Annotated in this window: 18 protein-coding genes and 1 pseudogene; 18 read left to right on the top strand and 1 reads right to left on the bottom strand. The window is 67.6% G+C overall.

Annotated features, from left to right (window positions below; genetic code table 11):
• Window positions 1-16: 16 nt before the first annotated feature.
• The gene (locus NUV79_RS24220; RefSeq protein ID WP_257735634.1) at window positions 17-1237 is read right to left on the bottom strand and encodes a helix-turn-helix domain-containing protein; all 1221 of its coding nucleotides are present in this window, start codon (window positions 1235-1237) and stop codon (window positions 17-19) included.
• Window positions 1238-1353: 116 nt separating this feature from the next.
• Between NUV79_RS24220 and NUV79_RS24215 the strand changes: the two genes are divergently transcribed.
• From NUV79_RS24215 to NUV79_RS24130, 18 genes and pseudogenes are all read left to right on the top strand, one after another.
• Window positions 1354-2133 carry a DUF899 domain-containing protein gene (locus NUV79_RS24215; RefSeq protein WP_257735633.1) on the top strand — a complete coding sequence of 260 codons (780 nt, stop codon included), beginning with the start codon at window positions 1354-1356 and terminating at the stop codon, window positions 2131-2133.
• Between the two features lie 146 nt (window positions 2134-2279).
• Window positions 2280-2960, top strand: coding sequence for a DUF2182 domain-containing protein (locus NUV79_RS24210; protein WP_257735632.1), 681 nt, complete (start codon window positions 2280-2282; stop codon window positions 2958-2960).
• 135 nt (window positions 2961-3095) lie between these two features.
• Complete coding sequence (locus NUV79_RS24205; RefSeq protein WP_257735631.1) at window positions 3096-3572, top strand: hypothetical protein; 477 nt, start codon at window positions 3096-3098, stop codon at window positions 3570-3572.
• Window positions 3569-4150, top strand: coding sequence for a peroxidase-related enzyme (locus NUV79_RS24200; protein ID WP_257735630.1), 582 nt, complete (start codon window positions 3569-3571; stop codon window positions 4148-4150). The genes NUV79_RS24205 and NUV79_RS24200 overlap by 4 nt, the downstream gene beginning before the upstream one ends.
• Window position 4151: 1 nt before the next feature.
• Window positions 4152-5108: a LysR family transcriptional regulator gene (locus tag NUV79_RS24195; RefSeq protein ID WP_257735629.1), complete on the top strand. Its 957-nt coding sequence runs from the start codon at window positions 4152-4154 to the stop codon at window positions 5106-5108.
• A complete protein-coding gene (locus tag NUV79_RS24190) occupies window positions 5105-6559 on the top strand; it encodes a flavin-containing monooxygenase (protein ID WP_257735628.1) in 1455 nt (484 codons plus the stop codon). Before NUV79_RS24195 ends, NUV79_RS24190 begins: the two co-directional genes overlap by 4 nt.
• Window positions 6559-7533 (top strand): ABC transporter permease, encoded by a 975-nt coding sequence (locus tag NUV79_RS24185; RefSeq protein WP_257735627.1) that lies wholly within the window; start codon window positions 6559-6561, stop codon window positions 7531-7533. The genes NUV79_RS24190 and NUV79_RS24185 overlap by 1 nt, the downstream gene beginning before the upstream one ends.
• Window positions 7530-8401, top strand: a pseudogene (locus tag NUV79_RS24180) (ABC transporter permease). Before NUV79_RS24185 ends, NUV79_RS24180 begins: the two are co-directional and overlap by 4 nt.
• Window positions 8398-9387: an ABC transporter ATP-binding protein gene (locus NUV79_RS24175; protein WP_257735626.1), complete on the top strand. Its 990-nt coding sequence runs from the start codon at window positions 8398-8400 to the stop codon at window positions 9385-9387. The pseudogene NUV79_RS24180 and the gene NUV79_RS24175 overlap by 4 nt, the downstream one beginning before the upstream one ends.
• Window positions 9384-10409: an ABC transporter ATP-binding protein gene (locus tag NUV79_RS24170; RefSeq protein ID WP_257735625.1), complete on the top strand. Its 1026-nt coding sequence runs from the start codon at window positions 9384-9386 to the stop codon at window positions 10407-10409. Before NUV79_RS24175 ends, NUV79_RS24170 begins: the two co-directional genes overlap by 4 nt.
• A complete protein-coding gene (locus NUV79_RS24165) occupies window positions 10406-11977 on the top strand; it encodes an ABC transporter substrate-binding protein (RefSeq protein ID WP_257735624.1) in 1572 nt (523 codons plus the stop codon). The genes NUV79_RS24170 and NUV79_RS24165 overlap by 4 nt, the downstream gene beginning before the upstream one ends.
• 20 nt (window positions 11978-11997) lie before the next feature.
• Complete coding sequence (locus NUV79_RS24160) at window positions 11998-13284, top strand: acyl-CoA thioester hydrolase/BAAT C-terminal domain-containing protein (protein WP_257735623.1); 1287 nt, start codon at window positions 11998-12000, stop codon at window positions 13282-13284.
• A gap of 165 nt (window positions 13285-13449) precedes the next feature.
• The gene (locus NUV79_RS24155; protein ID WP_257735622.1) at window positions 13450-14487 is read left to right on the top strand and encodes an ABC transporter ATP-binding protein; all 1038 of its coding nucleotides are present in this window, start codon (window positions 13450-13452) and stop codon (window positions 14485-14487) included.
• A gap of 53 nt (window positions 14488-14540) precedes the next feature.
• Complete coding sequence (locus NUV79_RS24150; protein WP_257735621.1) at window positions 14541-15833, top strand: ABC transporter substrate-binding protein; 1293 nt, start codon at window positions 14541-14543, stop codon at window positions 15831-15833.
• A 10-nt stretch (window positions 15834-15843) separates the two neighbouring features.
• The gene (locus NUV79_RS24145; RefSeq protein ID WP_257735620.1) at window positions 15844-16722 is read left to right on the top strand and encodes a carbohydrate ABC transporter permease; all 879 of its coding nucleotides are present in this window, start codon (window positions 15844-15846) and stop codon (window positions 16720-16722) included.
• On the top strand, window positions 16719-17582 hold the full coding sequence (locus NUV79_RS24140) for a carbohydrate ABC transporter permease (protein WP_257735619.1): 864 nt from the start codon (window positions 16719-16721) through the stop codon (window positions 17580-17582). Before NUV79_RS24145 ends, NUV79_RS24140 begins: the two co-directional genes overlap by 4 nt.
• A 10-nt stretch (window positions 17583-17592) precedes the next feature.
• Complete coding sequence (locus tag NUV79_RS24135; protein ID WP_257735618.1) at window positions 17593-18435, top strand: endonuclease/exonuclease/phosphatase family protein; 843 nt, start codon at window positions 17593-17595, stop codon at window positions 18433-18435.
• Window positions 18432-19256, top strand: coding sequence for an inositol monophosphatase family protein (locus tag NUV79_RS24130; protein WP_257735617.1), 825 nt, complete (start codon window positions 18432-18434; stop codon window positions 19254-19256). Before NUV79_RS24135 ends, NUV79_RS24130 begins: the two co-directional genes overlap by 4 nt.
• The last annotated feature ends 106 nt before the right edge of the window (window positions 19257-19362 follow it).

Below are 19362 nucleotides of genomic sequence, written 5' to 3'. Positions count from 1 at the left end.
GATGCGATGCCGGACCCTAGCCATCCGGCCAGGAGACCGGGAGTAACAAACTCGTCGCGAAACCCGGCATCGGCGGCATCACCCAGCGGCGTGCCCGCGCCTGCCCGAAGGACTGGACCTTGCCGGCTTCGGCGAGCGTATCGAGCGCGCGCTGCACGCTGCGCTGGCTTGAACCGAGCGCGAGCGCGAGGGCGGAGCTCGACCAGGTCTCGCCATCGGCCATGAGGGCGAGCACCGTGGCATGCTTCTCCTCGACCGGGCGCGCCAGCACCGCGATCCCCGTCGCGCGGTGCGGCGCGATGACGAAGCCGCGCTCGGTCGCGCTGATCCGTGCCAACTGCCGCAAGGCTGCACGCAGACGACCGATCTCGACGCGCAACCGTGCCCGGTGCGATTCATCAGTGAACCGCGAGCCGAAGGCCTTGGCTATCAGGACATCGCGCGGCGCATCCTGCGGCCATGCCTCGGCCAGTGCGCGCAACAGGGCGAACAGCACAGGGCGCGTGGCCAGCGAAACGGTGCTGCCCCGGTCGCGTACGCCATGGCGGCAGGCATCGACGATCAATGCCGCCGAGCCCTGCAAATCCTCGATTTCGTCGAGCAATAACGGGCGCGCGGCACCGTCAGCGATCAATCGCGCGGCCGGCTCTTGGAGAAGTCGGCGTGCGGCATCGACCTCGGCGATCAGCGCGGGAATGCCGGCCAGACCGGCGGCGTCGCGCGCGCCTTCCAACGCAATCCGGGCAGCGCGGACTTCCATCCGGCGCAAGGCGATCCCGGCGCTCGCCAATCCGTGGATGGCCTGCAGCGCGGCGGGCAGGCGCGTGAGGTCGATGCTGACGAGGCGCTCGCCCGCATGGTCGAGCCGACCGATCAGCAGCAGCCGGCGAATGTCGAGCAGGCGCGCATGGGCGGCATTCGCGCGGTCATCGTGGGTCTCGAGCACCGAGGCTGCCTCATCGAGCCTTCCGGGCGCCCAGCCGAGATCGCGTGCGGCCAGGGCGACTTCCGCCTCGGCGACCGTGCAGCGCGCCCGCGCGACCGCCTCTTTTAGCCCGAAGGCGCGGCCGGCGCGGCGCAGCAACAGCTTGGCACGGGCAAAATCGCCGAGCTGTGCCATGGCGATGCCACGCAGCGCCAAGGCGGGCGCATCGTCGCGCAAGGCGACCCGGTTCAGCGCGCCCAGCGGATCGCCCTTCGCCAGGGCTTGCGCCGCCGCCGTGATCAGCGAGTCCATCGGAAACCCGCCAAACTTGTCACTCCCACCGTCTGCCGCCTCCGCCTTACCACCGATCGCGACGCCGCATCGAGTGTCGAAGCGGTGCGGACATCCGACGACAGGAGTGAAACACCATGACCAGTCATGCGATCGGAACACGCGAGGAATGGCTCGCCGCCCGGCTCGAACTGCTGGAGGCCGAGAAGGCCTATACACGGCAGGGCGACGCCTTGGCCGAGCGACGGCAGGCCCTGCCCTGGGTCAAGGTCGAGAAGGACTATCTCTTCCAGACCGAGCAGGGCGACGCCTCGCTCGTCGACCTCTTCCAGGGGCGCTCGCAGCTCCTCGTCTACCATTTCATGTTCGGGCCGGACTACACGGCCGGCTGCCCGTCCTGTTCGGCGATCGCCGACGGGTTCAACGGATCGGCCACGCATCTCGCCAATCACGACGTGATGTTCTGGGCGATCTCGCGGGCGCCGATCGACAAGCTGCTCGCCTTCCGCGAGCGGATGGACTGGAGCTTCCCCTGGGCCTCGTCCGGCCAGACCGACTTCAATTTCGACTACAACGTCTCCTTCACCGAGATGCAGGAGCGGACGCAGGGCATCGACTACAATTTCCGCCACAAGCCGAAATTCGAGTGGCGGACCTCCGGCAACGAGATCGAGCGCTCGCTCGCCGCGATGTCCGGCGTGGACGTGCCGACCTATCACCGCGACCGGCCGGGCATGAGCGCCTTCATCCGCGAGAATGGCGCGATCTACCACACCTATTCCAGCTATTCGCGCGGGGTGGACGGCGTCTGGGGCATGTATGCCTGGCTCGACCGGGCACCGAAGGGCCGCAACGAGGCGCAGGGCCCGTGGTGGCTCCATCGCGACCGCTACGCCGCCCGCCAAGCGGCGTCGTGAGCGTAGCTGGAACAGATGTCGAGACGGGTCCCGCGTCCGGTCGAAAGGCCCGACGCGGGGCCGCACTCGTCTTTTTCGGAACGGCCGGCCTGCTCTTCGCCGCTTCCGTTGCCATCACGGTCCTGTCCGGCGCGGCGATGGAGACGATGGGCGCCGTGCCGATGGCCGGCGGCTGGCTGCTCTCAGGCATTTGGCTACCGCTCTGCGGCCAGTCCTGGCTCGAGACCGCCGCCTGCTTCATGGGCATGTGGCTCGTGATGATGGCCGCCATGATGCTGCCTTCGCTGACACCCGTCCTGTGGCGCTATCGGGGAGCGGCATTTACGGCCGAAGCGAGCCGACCCGGCAGCTTCGCGGCCATGGTCGGCGCCAGCTACTTCGCTGTCTGGACCGGCCTCGGCCTTCTTGTCTTCCTCACTGGTGCGGTGCTGGCACAGGCCGCGATACTCTGGCCCACGCTTGGGCGCCTCGGCCCGATCGGAGGTGGCCTTCTTGTCCTGATCGCGGGGCTCTCGCAGTTCTCCCGCTGGAAGGCACATCTCCTCGCGAGCTGCCGCTCGGCCTCCCCTCAAGCGCTCCTTGAGTGGCCTCGTCCGCTGGAAGCACTGCGGGCCGGCGCGCTCCTCGGCCTGCGCTGCTGCGCGTCCTGTGTCGGGCCCATGGCGGTCCTGATCGCGGGCGGTGTCATGGACCTGCCGTTGATGATCGGCGTGACGATCGCCGTCACGGCGGAGCGCCTGCTGCCGGCGAAAGCCCAGATTGCCGAAGCGACCGGTATGGCCATGGCCGCCACCGGCATTCTCCTGCTCGCGCAGGCCCTCCAATGAGTTCGAAAGCTCTACCAGGCGCCGGAGCGGCTCAGCCTACCACGCTGCCGGCAAAGCTCCTTGACGCAGCGCAAATTCGTTGCTTCATTCATCTAAAGCATCAAGCAGTGAAGTTGATGCATGAAAGGGATTGCCATGGCCCAACCCGCCAACCCTGAGGCCTCTCCCTGGCTCGGCGCCGCTGCATCGGCCGCACAGTCGCGCAGCAATATCTTCGAGATGAGCCGGCAGGCCGAAGGCGCGGTGATCGCCCCGCGCGATCCCGGCGGTTTTCCGTCCGACTGGCGCCATGCCGTCGCGGCGCGGATCGCGACCCTGAACGCACTGCCGGACCTTGCCGCACATTATCTCGCCGGCGTGACCGAGCCGGCGTTGCGCGGCCTCGCCGATCCCAATACAGCCGGGCGCGATGACCGGGAGCGCAGCGTGATCGTCTTCATGGACCGGGTCGCGACGCAGCCGCGTGCCGTGCAGGCCGAGGAGATCGAGGCGCTCAAGACGGCCGGCGTGGCCGAGGCCGATATCGTGCGGCTCTGCGAACTCAACGCCTTCATGAGCTACCAGTGCCGCGTGCTTGCCGGGCTCGCGGTTCTCAAGGGAGCCTCCGCATGAGCCGGGTCGTGCATCGCTTCACTCGCAACGTGCCGGACTGGCAGCCGCGGGTTACCCCGGTCGATCTCGCCAAGGCGAGCCCCGAGCAGCTCGACGCGCTGAAGGTCACGCCCTCCAACACCAAGGTCTCGGATTACGTGCTCGTGCTGGCGCATGATCCGGAAACGCTCAACGTGCGCTCGCCGCTGTTCAACGGCATCATGTACGATCCCGGCGGATTGAGCCGGGCCGAGCGCGAGCTCGGGGCGATCGGCGCCTCCGTCGTCAATCGCTGCATCTACTGCGCCGCCGTGCATGCCGCGCGCCATGCCCAGCTCAGCAAGGACACCGCCGTCACCGACGAGTTGTTCGCCAATGGCGAGAAGGCCAGACTCGGGGCGCGCGACCAGGCGATCTTCGACTATTCCGTCAAGCTCTCGCAATCGCCGCCGGCCGTCACCGAGGCCGACACCACCCGCCTGCGCGAAGCCGGGCTGGACGAGGCCGAGATCGTCGATCTCATCCTGTCCACGGCCCTGTTCGGCTGGGCCAACCGGCTGATGCATATCCTCGGCGACCCCGTTCGCAAAGACGGGTGAGATGAGCCGCCTCAAGATCCTCGAAGCCTATCTGCAGGTCGCCTCGCTCGGCAGCGTGACGGCGGCGGCGAAGCATCTGGGCGTGTCCCAGCCTTCGGTCAGCCGGATGATCCAGGAGCTGGAGCGCGATCTCGGCCAACCGCTGTTCGAGCGCGTCGGCCAGCGGCTGGTGCTGACGCAGAAGGGCATGGTGCTGCGCGACGATGTCGAGCGGGCGCTGGCCGGCTTCGTGAATCTGTGGGAGCGCGCCCGCGAGGTAATCGGCGAGGCCGAGCCGCCGATCCGGATATCGGCGGTGTCCTCGCTCGCCTTCGGCCTGCTCACCGATGCCTGGAACGGGGCGGAGGCGCCGCGGCTCGCGATCGAGGTCGAGAATCCCGACCGCGTGCAGAACGCGGTGATCTCCGGCAATGCGCAGCTCGGCGCGACCAGCGCGCCGCTGCTGCACCGCGACCTCGCGCTCGAATGGCTGGGCACCGCACCTTGCGTGCTCGCCGTGCCCGAAACCGATCCGCTCGCCCAAATCGAAGGGCCGATCGATCTTCATGCCCTCGCCGGGCGGGACCTCGTCAGCATGTCGCTGCGCCGCGGCTTTCCGGCGCGCATCCGTGCGGCGCTCCACACGGCCGGCATCGATGTCCGGGTCAGAATCCGGACGACCTCGACCATGAATGTGCTGTCCTTCATTCGGGCCGGCGCGGGCATCGCGATCATCGAACCGCTGACGCTGACCGGCAATCCGACGCCCGGTATCCGCGTCCTGCCGCTGGCGACCTCGATCCCCTATTGCTTCGGCGTCGTCACGGCGCGTGGCGCCGCCATCTCCGACAAGGCCCGCGACCTGATCGCCGCGCTCCAGGCAAGCGCGCAGAAGCGGATCGCCGATTTCACCCTGATTCCGCCCGAAGAGCACCACGCGCTCCTCGCCTCGCTGAACAAACAGGAGACGCGGCTGTGACGACGAACCAGGCCGGGGCGCCGGAAGGGCTGGAAGCGCTGAACCGCCGCGTCGCCCGCGAGCTGGAACTGCTGACCCTGCCGGCCGCGCCCTGGGTGCCTGAACGCAGCGTCGATGGCGAGCCGGTGCTCGACGTCGCGATCATCGGCGCCGGCATGGCCGGGCTCGCGGCAGCCGCTGCCTTCCGCAATATCGGCCTGCGCGCCGTCAATTTCGACCGCCGGCCGCAGGGCTTCGAAGGCCCCTGGGCGACCACGGCGCGGATGGAGACATTGCGCTCGCCGAAGACGCTGACGGGGCCGGCGCTCGGCATCCCCTCGCTGACCTTCCGCGCCTGGTTCGAGGCGCAGTTCAGCGCCGCCGACTGGGAGGCGCTCGACAAGATCCCGCGGCTGATGTGGATGGACTATCTGCGCTGGTTCCGTGAGGTTCTCGCTCTCGATGTCCGCAACGGCCATGAGATCGCGATGATCCATCCCGGCCCCGAGCATGCGACGCTGGAGATCGACGCCGCCGGCAAGCACCGGCGCGTGCTCGCCCGCCATGTCGTGCTCGCGACCGGCCGCGACGGACTCGGCGGCCCGGCTGTGCCGGAGATCGCGGAGAGCCTGCCGCGCGAGCGCTGGGCACACTCCTCCGACGATAACGACTACGCCCTGCTGCGCGGCAAACGCGTCGCTGTGATCGGTGCCGGGGCCTCGGCGATGGACAGCGCCGGCACGGCGCTCGAAGCCGGCGCGGCGAGCGTTGATCTCCTGATCCGCCGCCGCGACATCCCCCGCATCAACCGCGGCAAGGGCATGGGCCATCCGGGCTCGATCGCCGGCTATCGCCACCTGCCCGACGCCTGGAAATGGCGGATCAACAGCTACATCGCCCGCGAGCAGGTGCCGCCGCCACGCGCCAGCGTGCTGCGCGTCTCGCGCCATCCCAACGCCTTCTTCCGGCAGGGCACCGCATTGATCTCGGCCCGGATGGACGGCGACGAGATCGTGGTCGAGACCAGCGCCGGCACGATGCGCTTCGACTTCATGATCTTCTCGACCGGCTTCAAGGTCGATTGGGGCAGCCGGCCCTTCCTCAAGGAGATCGCAGCCAGCGCCCGCAACTGGGTCGATCGCGGCGTGCCCGCTGATGCCGAACCCAGCCTCAGTGCCATGCCCGATCTCGGCCCCGCCTTCGAATTCCAGCCGAAACTACCCGGCACCTGCCCCGGGCTCGAGCGCATCCACTGCTTCTGCTACCCCGCGATGATGTCGCACGGCACGGTCTCCGGCGATATCCCGGCGATCAGCGACGGCGCCGAGCGGCTGTCGCAGGCCATCGCCTCCAGTCTCTTCCGCGAGGATATCGAGGTCCACTTCCAGCGTGGCCAGGAGTACTCGGAGCCCGAAATCTTCGGCGACGAATGGGTGCCGATCCTGCCCGAACCCGCGAAGGTGCCGGTCTGATGCTCGGCTGGCTGCTCCAGCGCGTCGCGCAGGCGCTCCTCGTGATCTTCGCCATGTCGCTCGTGGTCTTCCTCGGGCTGCATGCGGTCGGCAACCCCGCAGACCTGCTGCTGGCACCGGACGCGACCCAGATCGACCGGGCCGAACTCGTGGCGCGGCTCGGCCTCGACCGGCCGCTCTGGGAGCAATACCTGAACTTCGTCGGCAGCGCCCTGCAGGGCGATCTCGGCCGCAGCTTCGTCTACAACGTGCCCGCCGTGACGCTGATCCTGCAGCGCCTGCCGGCGACGTTGGAACTCGCCTTCGCCGCGATGATCTTCGCGGTCATCATCGGCGTGCCGCTAGGGCTCTATGCCGGGCTCTATCCCGAGCGCCTGCTCTCCAAGCTGATCCAGACCGGCAGCATCCTCGGCTTCTCGCTGCCGACCTTCTGGGTAGGCCTCCTGCTGATCATGACCTTCAGCGTCTCGTTGGGCTGGCTCCCGGCAAGCGGGCGCGGCGAGACAGTGCACGTCTTCGGTGTCGAATGGTCCTTCCTGACGCTCAACGGCTGGCGCCACCTGCTCTTGCCGGCGATCAACCTGTCGCTGTTCAAGGTCTCGCTGGTGATCCGCCTGACGCGGGCCGGCGTGCGCGAGGTCCTGCCGCTCGACTATGTCCGCTTCGCGCGGGCCAAGGGCCTGCGCCGCGGCCGGATCGTGATGATGCATATCCTGCGCAACATCATGATCCCGCTGGTCACCGTGCTCGGGCTCGAACTCGGCTCGACCATCGCCTTCGCCGTGGTGACCGAGAGCATTTTCGCCTGGCCGGGCTCGGGCAAGCTCATCCTCGACAGCATCAACGCGCTCGATCGGCCGGTGGTGATGGCCTATCTGCTGGTCGTGGTGACGCTCTTCGTCATCATCAACCTCATCATCGACATTCTCTATCGCGTGCTCGATCCGCGCGTCCGCGAGGAGGCCTCGGCATGACCACGGTTCCCGCCGCCGCTTCCGCCCGCCGCCCATCGAGCAGCGCGCTCCGCCGCTTCCTGCGCGCGCCCTCCGCCTGGATCGGGCTTAGCCTGATGACCTTGCTCGTCATCGGCGCCGTGTTCGCGCCGCAGATCGCGCCGCAGAACCCGTTCGATCTCGCCGCCATCGACGTGCTCGACGCCCGGATGACGCCGGGCTCCGTGTCGTCGACCGGCGACATCACCTACTTGCTGGGCACCGACGGGCAGGGCCGCGACCTGTTCTCGGCCATCCTCTACGGGCTCCGGACAAGCCTTACCGTCGGCGTCGGCTCGGCGGTGCTCGCCGGCATCATCGGCATCCTGCTCGGACTGATCGCGGCCTGGAGCGGCGGGCTGATCGACGCGCTGATCATGCGGCTCGTCGATCTCCTGATGTCGCTGCCCTCGATCCTGGTCGCGCTGCTGATGCTGGCACTGCTCGGCAAGGGCATCGGCAATGTCGTGCTGACGCTGGTCCTGCTGGAATGGGCCTATTACGCCCGCACGGCCCGCGCCCAGGCGCTGGTCGAGCGCAAGCGCGACTATTTCGAAGCCGCACGGGGGCTGGGCCTGCCGACCTCGCGCATCCTGCTGCGCCATGTCCTGCCGAACTGCAGGTCGCTCGCGCCATCACGCTGGAGGCGACGCTCTCCTTCCTCGGACTAGGCGCGCCGGTAACGCAGCCCTCGCTCGGCCTGCTGATCGCCAACGGCTTTCAGTTCATGCTCTCCGGCGAATACTGGATCAGCTTCTTCCCCGGCCTGACGCTGCTGACGGCGATCGTCGCGATCAATCTCGTCGGCGACCGCCTGCGCGAGGTCCTCGACCCGAGGGCGCTGAAATGACCGCGCCGCTGCTCGAACTCCGCAACCTGCGCACCCGCTTCCGCACCGATCGCGGCGATCTCGACGCCGTGCGCGACGTCTCCTTCACCTTGCGGGCCGGCGAGACGCTCGGCCTCGTCGGCGAGAGCGGCTCGGGCAAGTCCGTCACCGGATTCTCGATCATGGGATTGATCGACCCGCCCGGCCAGGTCGTCGGCGGCGAAATCCTGTTCCGCGGGCAGGACCTGACGAAGCTCGACGAGGAGGCGATGCGCTCCTTGCGCGGCAACCGCATCGCCATGGTCTTCCAGGACCCGATGATGACGCTGAACCCGGTACTGCGGATCAGCACGCAGATGATCGAGACGATCCGGGCGCATGAAACGATCGACGACGCGTCGGCTCGCATCCGGGCACGGGACCTGCTCGGCACCATGGGCATCCCGAGCCCGGAAGCCCGGCTCGACGCCTTCCCGCACCAGCTCTCGGGCGGCATGCGCCAGCGCGTCGCCATCGCGATAGCCCTGATCAACAAGCCCGACCTGATCATCGCCGACGAGCCGACGACCGCGCTCGACGTCTCGATCCAGGCGCAGATCCTGGCCGAGGTGCAGCAGCTCACCCGCGAAAGCGGCACCGCCCTGCTCTGGATCACGCATGATCTCTCGGTGATCGCCGGTATCGCCGACGAGATCGCGGTGATGTATGCCGGCCGCATCGTCGAGCAGGGCGGCGTCGATGCCGTGCTCGACCGGCCGAGCCATCCCTATACGGCCGGGCTGATCGGCAGCCTGCCGGGAGCGAGCGCGCCGGGCTCGATGCTGGTGCAGATTCCCGGCACGACGCCGGACATGGTCGACCCGCCCCCAGGCTGCGCCTTCGGGCCGCGCTGCGCCCGCCGTGACGACGCCTGCGAGCGCCAGCCGGCCTTCACGGACAGCGCACACCGCCTGCGCTGCTTCCATCCGCTATCCGGCCCCGCCTCGGCCGCCGAGGTGTCGGCATGACCGTGACCGGCACTTCCTCCGCTCCCGCGCTGGAGACGCGCAAGCTGACCCGGCATTTCGGCCGGCCGGACGGGCTTGCGGTCAAGCTGCATCTGGCGAAGCGCCAGCCGATCATCCGGGCGCTCGACGGCATCGATTTGACCATCCCGGCCGGCGAATTCGTCGGGCTCGTCGGCGAATCCGGCTCGGGCAAGTCGACGCTCGGGCGCATCGCCGCGGGCCTGCTGCCGCCGAGCACCGGCGAGGTCGCGGTCTTCGGGCGCTCGCCGCAAGGCGACCGCTCGGTCCATCGCGACGTGCAGCTGATCTTCCAGGACCCGCAGGCGAGCCTCAACCCGCGCATGCGGGTGGCAGAAGCGATCGGCGAGGCGCCGCTCGTCCACGGCATCGCGAGCCGGTCCGAGATCGACGATTATATCTGCGCGCAGATGCGCCGGGCCGGGCTCGATCCGGCCTTACGCCAGCGCTTCCCGCACCAGTTCTCCGGCGGCCAGCGCCAGCGCATCTCGATCGCCCGCGCGCTCGCGCTGCAGCCGCGCTTCCTGGTCTGCGACGAGTCCGTCGCCTCGCTTGACGTCTCGATCCAGGCGCAGATCCTCAACCTGTTCATGCAGCTCCGGCGCGAGCTCGACCTGACCTATCTCTTCATCAGCCACGACCTGCGCGTCGTCCAGCACATCGCCGACCGCGTCGTGATCATGTATCTCGGCCGCATCGTCGAGGATGCGCCAGCCGCCCGGTTCTTCGCCCATCCGAACCATCCCTATACGCAGGGGCTGCTGGCGGAGATTCCCGACCTGAAGCAGCGGCGGCGTGTCTATGCGCCGGTCAAGGGCGAGATCCCGAGCCCGGCCGCGCCGCCGCCCGGCTGCCATTTCCACCCGCGCTGCCCGGCCGCCTTCGACCGCTGCCGCATCGAAAGACCTGCCCTGCGCGAAATCGTGCCGGGCCACCGTTCTGCCTGCCACCTCAACGACGTCGCAGCGGCCCCGGCCCGCGCGCAAACAGGAGAGATCGCATGACGACCAAACTGAGCACCTTCGCCCTCTCGGCTGCGCTGATCGTCGCCGCGGGCGCCGCCAGCGCGGAGGACCTGCGCATCGCCTTTGCCGACCCGGTCTCGGCGATCGACCCGCAACTCAACAACCATGCCGGCGACCATTCGGTCTCGCAGCATTTCTGGTCCCGCCTCGTCGCGCAGAAGACCGAGGGCGGCGTGGTGCCCGACATCGCCGCATCCTGGAAGAACCTTGCGCCCAATACCTGGGAGTTCAAGCTGCGCGAGAACGCGGTCTGGAGCGACGGCAAGCCGGTCACGGCCGAGGATATCGCCTTCTCCTACGAGCGCGCCCAGAACGTGCCGGGCACGGTCGCGAGCTACAAGGGCTTCCTGCGCAATGTCGCCAAGGTCGAGATCAAGGACGCGCATACGCTGGTGATCACCAGCCGCGCGCCCGATCCGCTGCTGCCGATCAACATCTCCAGCATCTACATCGTCAGCAAGCATATCGGCCAGAGCGCCACGACCGACGACTACAACAGCGGCAAGGCGATGGTCACCGAGGGGCCCTATTCCTTCGTCAGCTACACGCCCGGCGACCGCATCGAGATGAAGCGCAACGAACGCTTCTGGGGCCCGAAGCCCGAATGGGAGAAGGTCAACTACCGCTATATCGCCAACCCGGCGGCGCGCACCGCCGCCCTGCTGTCGGGCGATGTCGACGTCATCGACAAGGTCTCCTTCTCCGATATCGAGAAGCTGGAGAAGAACCCGAAGGTCAAGGTCTGGTCCTATCCCGGCCTGCGCGCGCTGATCATGCAGCCGAGCTTCAACCCGAACCCATCCAAATTCCTCACCGACAAGGCCGGCAAGCCGCTCGAGAAGAACCCGCTGCTCGATGTCCGCGTCCGCAAGGCGCTCAACATGGCGATCAACCGCGAGGCGATCGCCGACCGCGTCGCGCGCGGCGGCGTCACGGTGGCGACGCAGTGGATGCCGGCCGGCAGCTTCGGCTACGATCCCGACCGCTCGAAGATCGACGTCGATCCCAACAAGGCCAAGGCGCTGCTGACTGAGGCCGGCTACCCCAACGGCTTCAAGCTGACCATGCATGTGCCGGGCGAGCGCTATCCGCTGGCGCCGGAGACCGCGCAGGCGATCGCGCAGTTCTGGACCCGAATCGGCGTCGAGACGCAGGTCGAGGTCGTGCCCTTCTCGGTCTATTCCGGCGCGGCCAACAAGAACGAATACGCGATGAGCATGATCGGCTGGGGCAACGGCACCGGCGAGGGCACCTATGCGATGCTGGCGATCCTCGCGACCGTCGATCCGGCCAAGGGGCTGGGTGCCTCCAACTGGGGCCGCTACAGCAACCCGAAGCTGGACGAGGCCCTCGCCAAAGCCAGCGCCGAATTCGACGACGCCAAGCGCGAGGCGATCATCAAGGACGCGGTCAAGGTCGTGATGGACGATGTCGGGATCATGCCGCTCTACCACTACAAGAACATCTGGGCGAGCCGGCCGGACCTGAAGGTCGTGCCCTGGCACAGCGACCGCACCGTCGCGATGCAGGTCAGCAAGGCCAAGTAGGGCCAAGTAAGGACACCGCCATGCCCGCCGCCTTCGCGATCAGCCCCGCCATCGACCTGATCGACGTGCCCCGCCGGATCGCCCTGACCGGGCTGCCTGTGGGCGCAGAGGTGACCATCAGCGCGGAAACTCCGCGCGACGGTCATCTCTGGCGGGCGCAGGCGGTGTTCGCGGCCGGAGCCGATGGCAGCGTCGACCTCGAACGCGATGCGCCCTTGCGCGGCGATTACGCGGGCGTCGCGGCGATGGGGCTGGTCTGGGCGCAGACTGGTGAAGGCGAGCTGTTTCCGGCCGAACTGTCCCGCCCGCTCGAAACCACGCTCACCGCCGAAATCGGCGATGAGACGATCGCCTCCGGGCAATTCAGCCAGATTCTGATGGCCGAAGGCGTCACGCGGCACCCACTCGCCGAGGATGGGCTCGTCGGAACCTTGTTCCTGCCGGCTGGCGCTGGCCCGTACCCGGCGATCATGATCCTCAACGGCTCGGGCGGCGGCATCAACGAGCCGCGCGCCTCGCTCTGGGCCTCGCGCGGGGTCGCGGCGCTGGCGCTCGGCTATTTCGGCGCGCCCGGCCTGCCGAAATACATCTCTAACACGCCATTGGAATATTTCGCCCGAGGACTGGACTGGCTGCGCGCCCGCGTGCGGCCAAAGAACGACTTCGTCGCTGTCGCCGGGCAATCGCGCGGCGGCGAGCTCGCGCTCCTGCTCGGCGCGACCTTCCCCGACAAGGTCTCGGCGGTGCTGGGCTATGTCCCGAGCGCCTTCGTCCATAGCGGCCAAGCTGCGGCCGATCCGGCTCCAGGGCTTGGCCGCGACGGCCCCGGCTGGACGCTGGACGGCCAGCCGCTCGTCCATCAATGGCAGGACAACGCCACGGCAAGCTGGAAGCCCTATGACGAGGCGACCGATACGCGCCGCAATGCCGATGCGATGCGAACCGCGCTCGGCGACCCCGCCGCCATGGCCCGCGCCCGCATCCCGGTCGAGCGGATCGCCGGGCCGGTGCTACTGCTGTCCGGCGGTGACGACGGCGCCTGGCCCTCCGACCTCTATTCGCTGATCGTGCAGTCGAGCCTGCGCGCGGCCGGACATCCGCACGAGGTTATCTGGAAGAACTGGCCCTCAGCCGGCCATTCCATCCTGTTTCCCCATACACCGGCGACGCGCATCGCCCATCGCCATCCGGTCAGCGGCATTGCCACGACGATGGGCGGCACGCCCACCGCCAATGCCGAGGCCAATGCCGGTGCCTGGGAGACGGCCCTCGCCTTCGTCCGGCGCCATGGCGGGCTGCCAGCCTGACGCGGCAACAATCGAGGCAACGCGTTTCCTCGGGGCCGGGTCCGTCAGCCGGCAGGCCGCCTCTTGTGCGCAAAAGAATTTTCGCGTCATGGTCGCGCTGACTTCACGCTGGCGACAGGCTATTGCTGTGCCGGCTCAACATGGCCTCGGCTCACCGGATCGCGAATGGTTTCTGTAGCGCTGAAGACGGTTTCGAAGACCTGGGGTGGCACGGCCGCCGTCGATGCCATCAGCTTCACCGTCGAAGGCGGCAATCTCGTCGCGCTGCTCGGCCCCTCCGGCTGCGGCAAATCGACGACGCTGCGGCTGATCGCCGGCCTCGAGGATACCAGCAGCGGCACGATCGAGATCGGCGGGCGAAACGTCACCCATGCCTCGCCCTCGCAGCGCGGCATCGCCATGGTCTTCCAGAACTATGCGCTGTTTCCGCATCTGAGCGTGGCCGAGAACATCCTGTTCGGGCTCAAGGTTCGCAAGGTCTCGCGGGCCGAGCGTGACGAACGCCTCGCGCGCGCCGCTTCGATACTCGGCTTATCCGCCCTGCTGGAGCGCAAGCCCTCGCAGCTCTCCGGCGGCCAGCAGCAGCGCGTCGCGCTCGGCCGCGCCATCGTCGCCGAGGCGCCGGTCTGCCTGATGGACGAGCCGCTCTCCAATCTCGACGCCCAATTGCGCGTCGAGATGCGCCGCGAGATCCGTGAATTGCAGCAGCGACTCGGCATGACCATGGTCTATGTCACGCATGACCAGGTCGAGGCCATGACGATGGCCGACCAGGTCGTGCTGATGCGCAACGGCCGGATCGAGCAGGATGCTCCGCCGGACGTGCTCTACGAGAACCCCGCGACGATCTTCGCGGCCCGCTTCGTCGGCACGCCGCCAATGAACGTGCTGCCGCTGGCGACCGTGCAGGCGCGCGGCGGTGCGATCAGCGCTCCTGATGGTCTCGATCCCGCCAGCCTTGCGGTCGGTATCCGCCCGGAGATGGTGGAGATCACCGGCAGCGGCGTCGCCGCCGATGTCGTCGCGGTCGAATATCTCGGCTCCGACACGCTGCTGGAAACCCGCATCGACGGCCATTCCTTCATCGTCAAGCGGCCCGGAAAAGTGCGGGCAGCAGCCGGCGAACAGATTTACATCACGTTGTCACAATCGGCGCTGCACTGGTTCGATCAGGCGTCGGAACAGAAGGTGGTTCGCAACTGAACCGGCCGGAGCGTCGGGCGTGCGGACCATCCCAACACGGGAGAGAGGACATCATGGACAGGCGTGAATTTCTTGGCGGTACGGCCGCCCTTGCGGGCGCGACCGCGCTACCCGGCATCGCCCGCGCGCAGGGCGCCACCGAGCTCTCGTTCTTCTATCCGGTCGCCGTCGGCGGGCCGATCACCAAGCTGATCGACGCCTATGCCGCCGGCTTCGAGAAGGAGAACCCCTCGATCAAGCTGAAGCCGATCTATGCCGGCACCTATCAGGAGACCATCGTCAAGGCGCTGACCGCACATAAGAGCGGCACGCCGCCGGTGCTCTCGGTCCTGCTCTCGACCGACATGTATACGCTGATCGACGAAGAGGCGATCGTGCCCTTCGACGACTTCATCAAGACCGACGAGGACAAGAAGTGGCTTTCGAGCTTCTTCCCCGGCTTCATGGAAAACAGCCAGACCGGCGGAAAGACCTGGGGCATTCCGTTCCAGCGCTCGACCGTGGTGCTCTACTGGAACAAGGAGCTGTTCAAGGAAGCCGGCCTCGATCCCGAGCGGCCGCCGAAGACCTGGGCCGAGCAGCTCGAATTCGCGCAGAAGCTGACCAAGCGCGACGCCGCCGGCAACGTCACGCAATGGGGCATCCAGATCCCCTCCTCCGGCTTCCCCTACTGGCTGTTCCAGGGCCTCTCGACGCAGGCCGGCGCGATCCTTGCCAACCCGGCCGGCGACAAGACCGATTATGCCAATCCGGGCGTGGTCGAGGCGCTGCAGTACTGGGTCGATCTGGCGCAGAAGCACAAGGTCCATCCGCCCGGCATCGTCGAATGGGGCACCACGCCGCGCGACTTCTTCGAGCGGAAGGTCGCGATGATGTGGACCACCACCGGCAACCTGACCAATGTCCGCGCCAACGCCAAGTTCCCCTTCGGCGTCGCGGTGCTGCCGGCCGGCAAGAAGCCGGGCAGCCCGACCGGCGGCGGCAACTTCTACCTCTCGAAGAAGGCGACCAAGGCCGAGCAGGAAGCCGCCTTCAAGTTCGTGCGCTGGATCACCACGCCCGAGCGCGCGGCGCAGTGGAGCGCCGAGACCGGCTATGTCGCGGTGACGCCGGCCTCCTACGAGACCGAGGCGATGAAGAAATACGTCGCCGACTTCCCGCAGGCGCTGGTCGCGCGCGACCAGTTGCCGAGCGCGGTGGCCGAACTCTCGACTCATGAGAACCAGCGCGTCACCAAGGCGCTGAACGACGGGCTGCAGGCGGCGCTGACCGGCACGAAGACGCCGCAAAAGGCGATGGAGGACGCGCAGGCCGAGGCCGAGCGCATCCTCAAGGCCTATCGCTGACCCCGCCCAGATGACGAACCGCGCGACCGCGACGATCCATGGCTGGCTGCTCCTGCTGCCGGCCATGGCTTGCCTGGCCCTGTTCACGCACTGGCCCGCGGTCGCGAGCTTCATCGAAAGCTTCTACTCGACCCCGAAGGCGCGCCGCCCGGCGCGCTTCATCGGGCTCGAGAACTACCAGCAGATGCTCGCCGACCCGATCTTCTGGAAGGCGATGAGCAACAATCTCTGGTTCGCGCTCGGCACGATCCCGACCTCGATCGCGCTGGCGCTGCTGATGGCGGTCTGGGTCAACGACAAGATCGCAGGCCGCACGCTCGTCCGCATGGCCTTCTTCACGCCGACGATCCTGCCGATGATCGCGGTCGCCAATATCTGGCTGTTCTTCTACACGCCGCAATATGGGCTGCTGGAGCAGATCACCGGCCTGTTCGGCGCGCGATCGACCAACTGGCTGGGCTCGCAGGACACCGCGCTCTACGCCATCACCATCGTCGCGATCTGGAAGGAAGCTGGCTTCTTCATGATCTTCTATCTCGCTGCGCTGCAGGCGATCCCGCCCAGTCTTGGCGAGGCGGCGGCGATCGAAGGCGCCTCGCGCTGGACCTTCTTCCGGCGCATCCAGTTCCCGCTCCTGATGCCGACGACGCTGTTCGTGCTGATCAATGCCGTGATCAACGCCTTCCGCATGGTCGACCATGTCTTCGTGATGACGCGCGGCGGCCCGGACAACGCGACGACGCTCCTGCTGTTCTACATCTACCAGGTCGGATTCGGCTTCTGGGACACGGCCTATGCGGCGACGCTGACCTGCGTGTTGCTGGCGCTGCTCGCGCTCGTCGCCTTCGTTCAATACGGCTGGCTCGAACGCAGGACGCATTATCAATGAGCGCTGCGACGCAACCCGCCCCGGCCGCGACTCGGACCGACCCTTACGCGCCGAAGGGCCTCGCACTCACGCTGGAATCGACCGGCGCGATCCTGCTTGCGCTCATCTGGGTGCTGCCGCTGGCCTATGCCGTCTGGGCAGCGTTCCATCCGGCGGAGTACACCACGCGCTTCGTGCTGACTGCGCCACTGACGCTCGACAATTTCACGCGCGCCTGGGCGGCGGCGCCCTTCGCCCGGTATTTCCTGAACACTTTCATCCTGGTCACGCTGATCCTCGCCTTCCAGATCGTGCTGGGGACGCTCGCGGCCTATGCGCTGGCCCGGCAGGATTTCTGGGGTCGCGACGTCGCCTTCGTTCTGATCCTGGCCCAGTTGATGATCATGCCGGACGCGCTGATCGTCGAGAACTACCGCACGCTCGCCAAGGTCAACCTGATCGACACGATCCCGGCGATCGCCCTGCCCTATATCGCCTCGGCTTTCGGCATCTTCCTGCTACGACAGACCTTCAAGACCGTGCCGAAGGAACTCGACGACGCCGCCCGCGTCGAGGGCGCGAGCCCGCTGCAGGTGCTGATGAAGGTCTATGTGCCGCTCGCGAAGCCGACCTATGTCGCCTATGGCCTCGTCTCGGTCAGCTATCACTGGAACAACTTCCTCTGGCCGCTGCTGGTGACCAATTCCGTGGAGTCGCGGCCATTGACGGTCGGCCTTCAGGTCTTCTCCTCGGCCGACCAGGGCATCGACTGGGCGGTGATCTGCGCGGCGACCTTGATGACCTCCGCGCCCTTGCTCGTCGGCTTCCTGTTGTTCCAGCGCCAGTTCGTACAGAGCTTCATGCGCGCGGGCATCAAGTAGCGATACGCCGATGAAGCTGATCACCTGGAACATCCAGTGGGCCCGTGGCGTCGACGACAAGGTCGATCCCCGCCGCATCATCGATCACGCCCGGCAGATGGCGGATTTCGACGTGCTCTGCCTGCAGGAGGTCGCGGCGAATTTCCCCGATCTCGACGGCAATGACCGCACCGACCAGTTCGCCCTGTTCAGCGAGTTGCTGCCGGGCTTCACCCCGATCGAGGCGATCGGCGTCGATATTCCGGACGGTGCTGGCGGCCGCAAGCGCTTCGGCAACCTCGTCCTGTCACGATTGCCGGTCGCGCAGGCGCTGCGCCATGTCCTGCCCTGGGAAGCAGCGGCGACGCGTAACATGCCGCGCGTGCTGGTCGAAGCCATGGTCGAGACACCCTTCGGGCCGATCCGGGTGATGACGACCCACCTGGAATACTCCTCGCCGGTCCTGCGCGCCGCGCAGGTCGAAGGCATCCGGCAGATCCATCGCATGGCTGCCGCGCGGCTGGCGACGCCGCGTGCAGCCGGCCCTCACACCTACGCGCCGACGCCGAACGCCGCTAGCGCGATCCTGACCGGCGATTTCAACATGCGGCCTGATGATGCCGGGCTGGCGCAATTGCTCGCGCCGTTCGAGGGCGATGTTCCGCCGCTGGTCGATCTCTGGCCGGTGTTGAAGGGCACTGAGCCGCATCCACCCTCCGCCTTCATCTGCGACCAGACCTACGGCCCGCCGGGCTGTCTCGACTTCGTGCTGGCGACGCCGGACCTCGCCGATCGGGCGCGCTCGATCGTCTACGACATCGAGACACGGGCCTCGGACCACCAGCCCATCCTGGTCGAGTTCGATCTCGGATGATCTTCACCCGGCAGGATCATGAGCGGCTCGACGCCATCCTGCGCGAAGCGGCACGACGCGAGGTGATGCCGCGTTTCCGACGCCTGGCGGCTGGCGATATCCGCGCCAAGCAGAACCCGGTCGACGTCGTTACGGAAGCCGACGAGGCGGCCGAGCGCTTCATCTGCGCCGAGCTGGCCAGGGCCTTTCCGGGCGCGGCGATGATCGGCGAGGAGGCGGTGACGCAAGACCCGTCCCTCCTCACGAAACTGGAGCAAGCCGAACTCGCCTTCGTCATCGACCCGATCGACGGCACGCTGAACTATGCCAGCGACCTCTCGCTCTTCGCTGTGATGGCCGCGGTCGTCGTCCGGGGCGAGATCGCTGCCGCGGTGATCCATGATCCGACGGCCGATGACAGCGCCATGGCCCTGCGCGGCGAAGGCGCCTGGATGGGTTCTGCGGACGGGACGAGCCGCGATCTGCACGCCGCGCCGGCTGTCGCGACGCGGCAAATGAACGGCATGGCGAGCTGGCAATATTTCCCGGAGCCGCTGCGCAGCACGCTTCCCGGCCGCTTCCCCGCCTTCCTCGAAGTCGGCTCGCTGCGCTGCTGCGGGCAGGAGTACCGGCTGGCCGCGGCGGGACGCCTGCAATTCCTGCTCTACGGCGTGCTCAACCCCTGGGACCATGCGCCCGGCGTGCTGCTTTACAGCGAGGCTGGCGGCCATGCGCGACTGCTCGACGGCCGCCCCTATTCGCCGACCGAGCGCCCCGCTGGGCTGCTCTGCGCGCCCGATGAGGCAAGCTGGCAGGAGATCAGGTCGATCCTGCTGGATTGAGCTGCAGCCGCCACTCAGTCCTCGTCGTCGCGCTGACGCGGACCTTCCCCCAGGATCTCTCTTTTCCCTGCGTGGTTGGCGGGTCCGACGATGCCCTCGTTCTCCA

Source organism: Allobosea sp. 47.2.35 (genome assembly GCF_024655635.1).
Taxonomy (GTDB): domain Bacteria; phylum Pseudomonadota; class Alphaproteobacteria; order Rhizobiales; family Beijerinckiaceae; genus Allobosea.
This window is presented reverse-complemented; position numbering and strand designations above follow the sequence as displayed.

What these genes read in the sequence shown, in the direction of transcription:
- NUV79_RS24220 (WP_257735634.1), bottom strand. Translation starts at nt 1,237, where the DNA reads ATGGACTCGCTGATCACGGCGGCGGCGCAAGCCCTGGCGAAGGGCGAT.
- NUV79_RS24215 (WP_257735633.1), top strand. Translation starts at nt 1,354, where the DNA reads ATGACCAGTCATGCGATCGGAACACGCGAGGAATGGCTCGCCGCCCGG.
- NUV79_RS24210 (WP_257735632.1), top strand. Translation starts at nt 2,280, where the DNA reads ATGGGCGCCGTGCCGATGGCCGGCGGCTGGCTGCTCTCAGGCATTTGG.
- NUV79_RS24205 (WP_257735631.1), top strand. Translation starts at nt 3,096, where the DNA reads ATGGCCCAACCCGCCAACCCTGAGGCCTCTCCCTGGCTCGGCGCCGCT.
- NUV79_RS24200 (WP_257735630.1), top strand. Translation starts at nt 3,569, where the DNA reads ATGAGCCGGGTCGTGCATCGCTTCACTCGCAACGTGCCGGACTGGCAG.
- NUV79_RS24195 (WP_257735629.1), top strand. Translation starts at nt 4,152, where the DNA reads ATGAGCCGCCTCAAGATCCTCGAAGCCTATCTGCAGGTCGCCTCGCTC.
- NUV79_RS24185 (WP_257735627.1), top strand. Translation starts at nt 6,559, where the DNA reads ATGCTCGGCTGGCTGCTCCAGCGCGTCGCGCAGGCGCTCCTCGTGATC.
- NUV79_RS24175 (WP_257735626.1), top strand. Translation starts at nt 8,398, where the DNA reads ATGACCGCGCCGCTGCTCGAACTCCGCAACCTGCGCACCCGCTTCCGC.
- NUV79_RS24170 (WP_257735625.1), top strand. Translation starts at nt 9,384, where the DNA reads ATGACCGTGACCGGCACTTCCTCCGCTCCCGCGCTGGAGACGCGCAAG.
- NUV79_RS24165 (WP_257735624.1), top strand. Translation starts at nt 10,406, where the DNA reads ATGACGACCAAACTGAGCACCTTCGCCCTCTCGGCTGCGCTGATCGTC.
- NUV79_RS24160 (WP_257735623.1), top strand. Translation starts at nt 11,998, where the DNA reads ATGCCCGCCGCCTTCGCGATCAGCCCCGCCATCGACCTGATCGACGTG.
- NUV79_RS24155 (WP_257735622.1), top strand. Translation starts at nt 13,450, where the DNA reads ATGGTTTCTGTAGCGCTGAAGACGGTTTCGAAGACCTGGGGTGGCACG.
- NUV79_RS24150 (WP_257735621.1), top strand. Translation starts at nt 14,541, where the DNA reads ATGGACAGGCGTGAATTTCTTGGCGGTACGGCCGCCCTTGCGGGCGCG.
- NUV79_RS24145 (WP_257735620.1), top strand. Translation starts at nt 15,844, where the DNA reads ATGACGAACCGCGCGACCGCGACGATCCATGGCTGGCTGCTCCTGCTG.
- NUV79_RS24140 (WP_257735619.1), top strand. Translation starts at nt 16,719, where the DNA reads ATGAGCGCTGCGACGCAACCCGCCCCGGCCGCGACTCGGACCGACCCT.
- NUV79_RS24135 (WP_257735618.1), top strand. Translation starts at nt 17,593, where the DNA reads ATGAAGCTGATCACCTGGAACATCCAGTGGGCCCGTGGCGTCGACGAC.
- NUV79_RS24130 (WP_257735617.1), top strand. Translation starts at nt 18,432, where the DNA reads ATGATCTTCACCCGGCAGGATCATGAGCGGCTCGACGCCATCCTGCGC.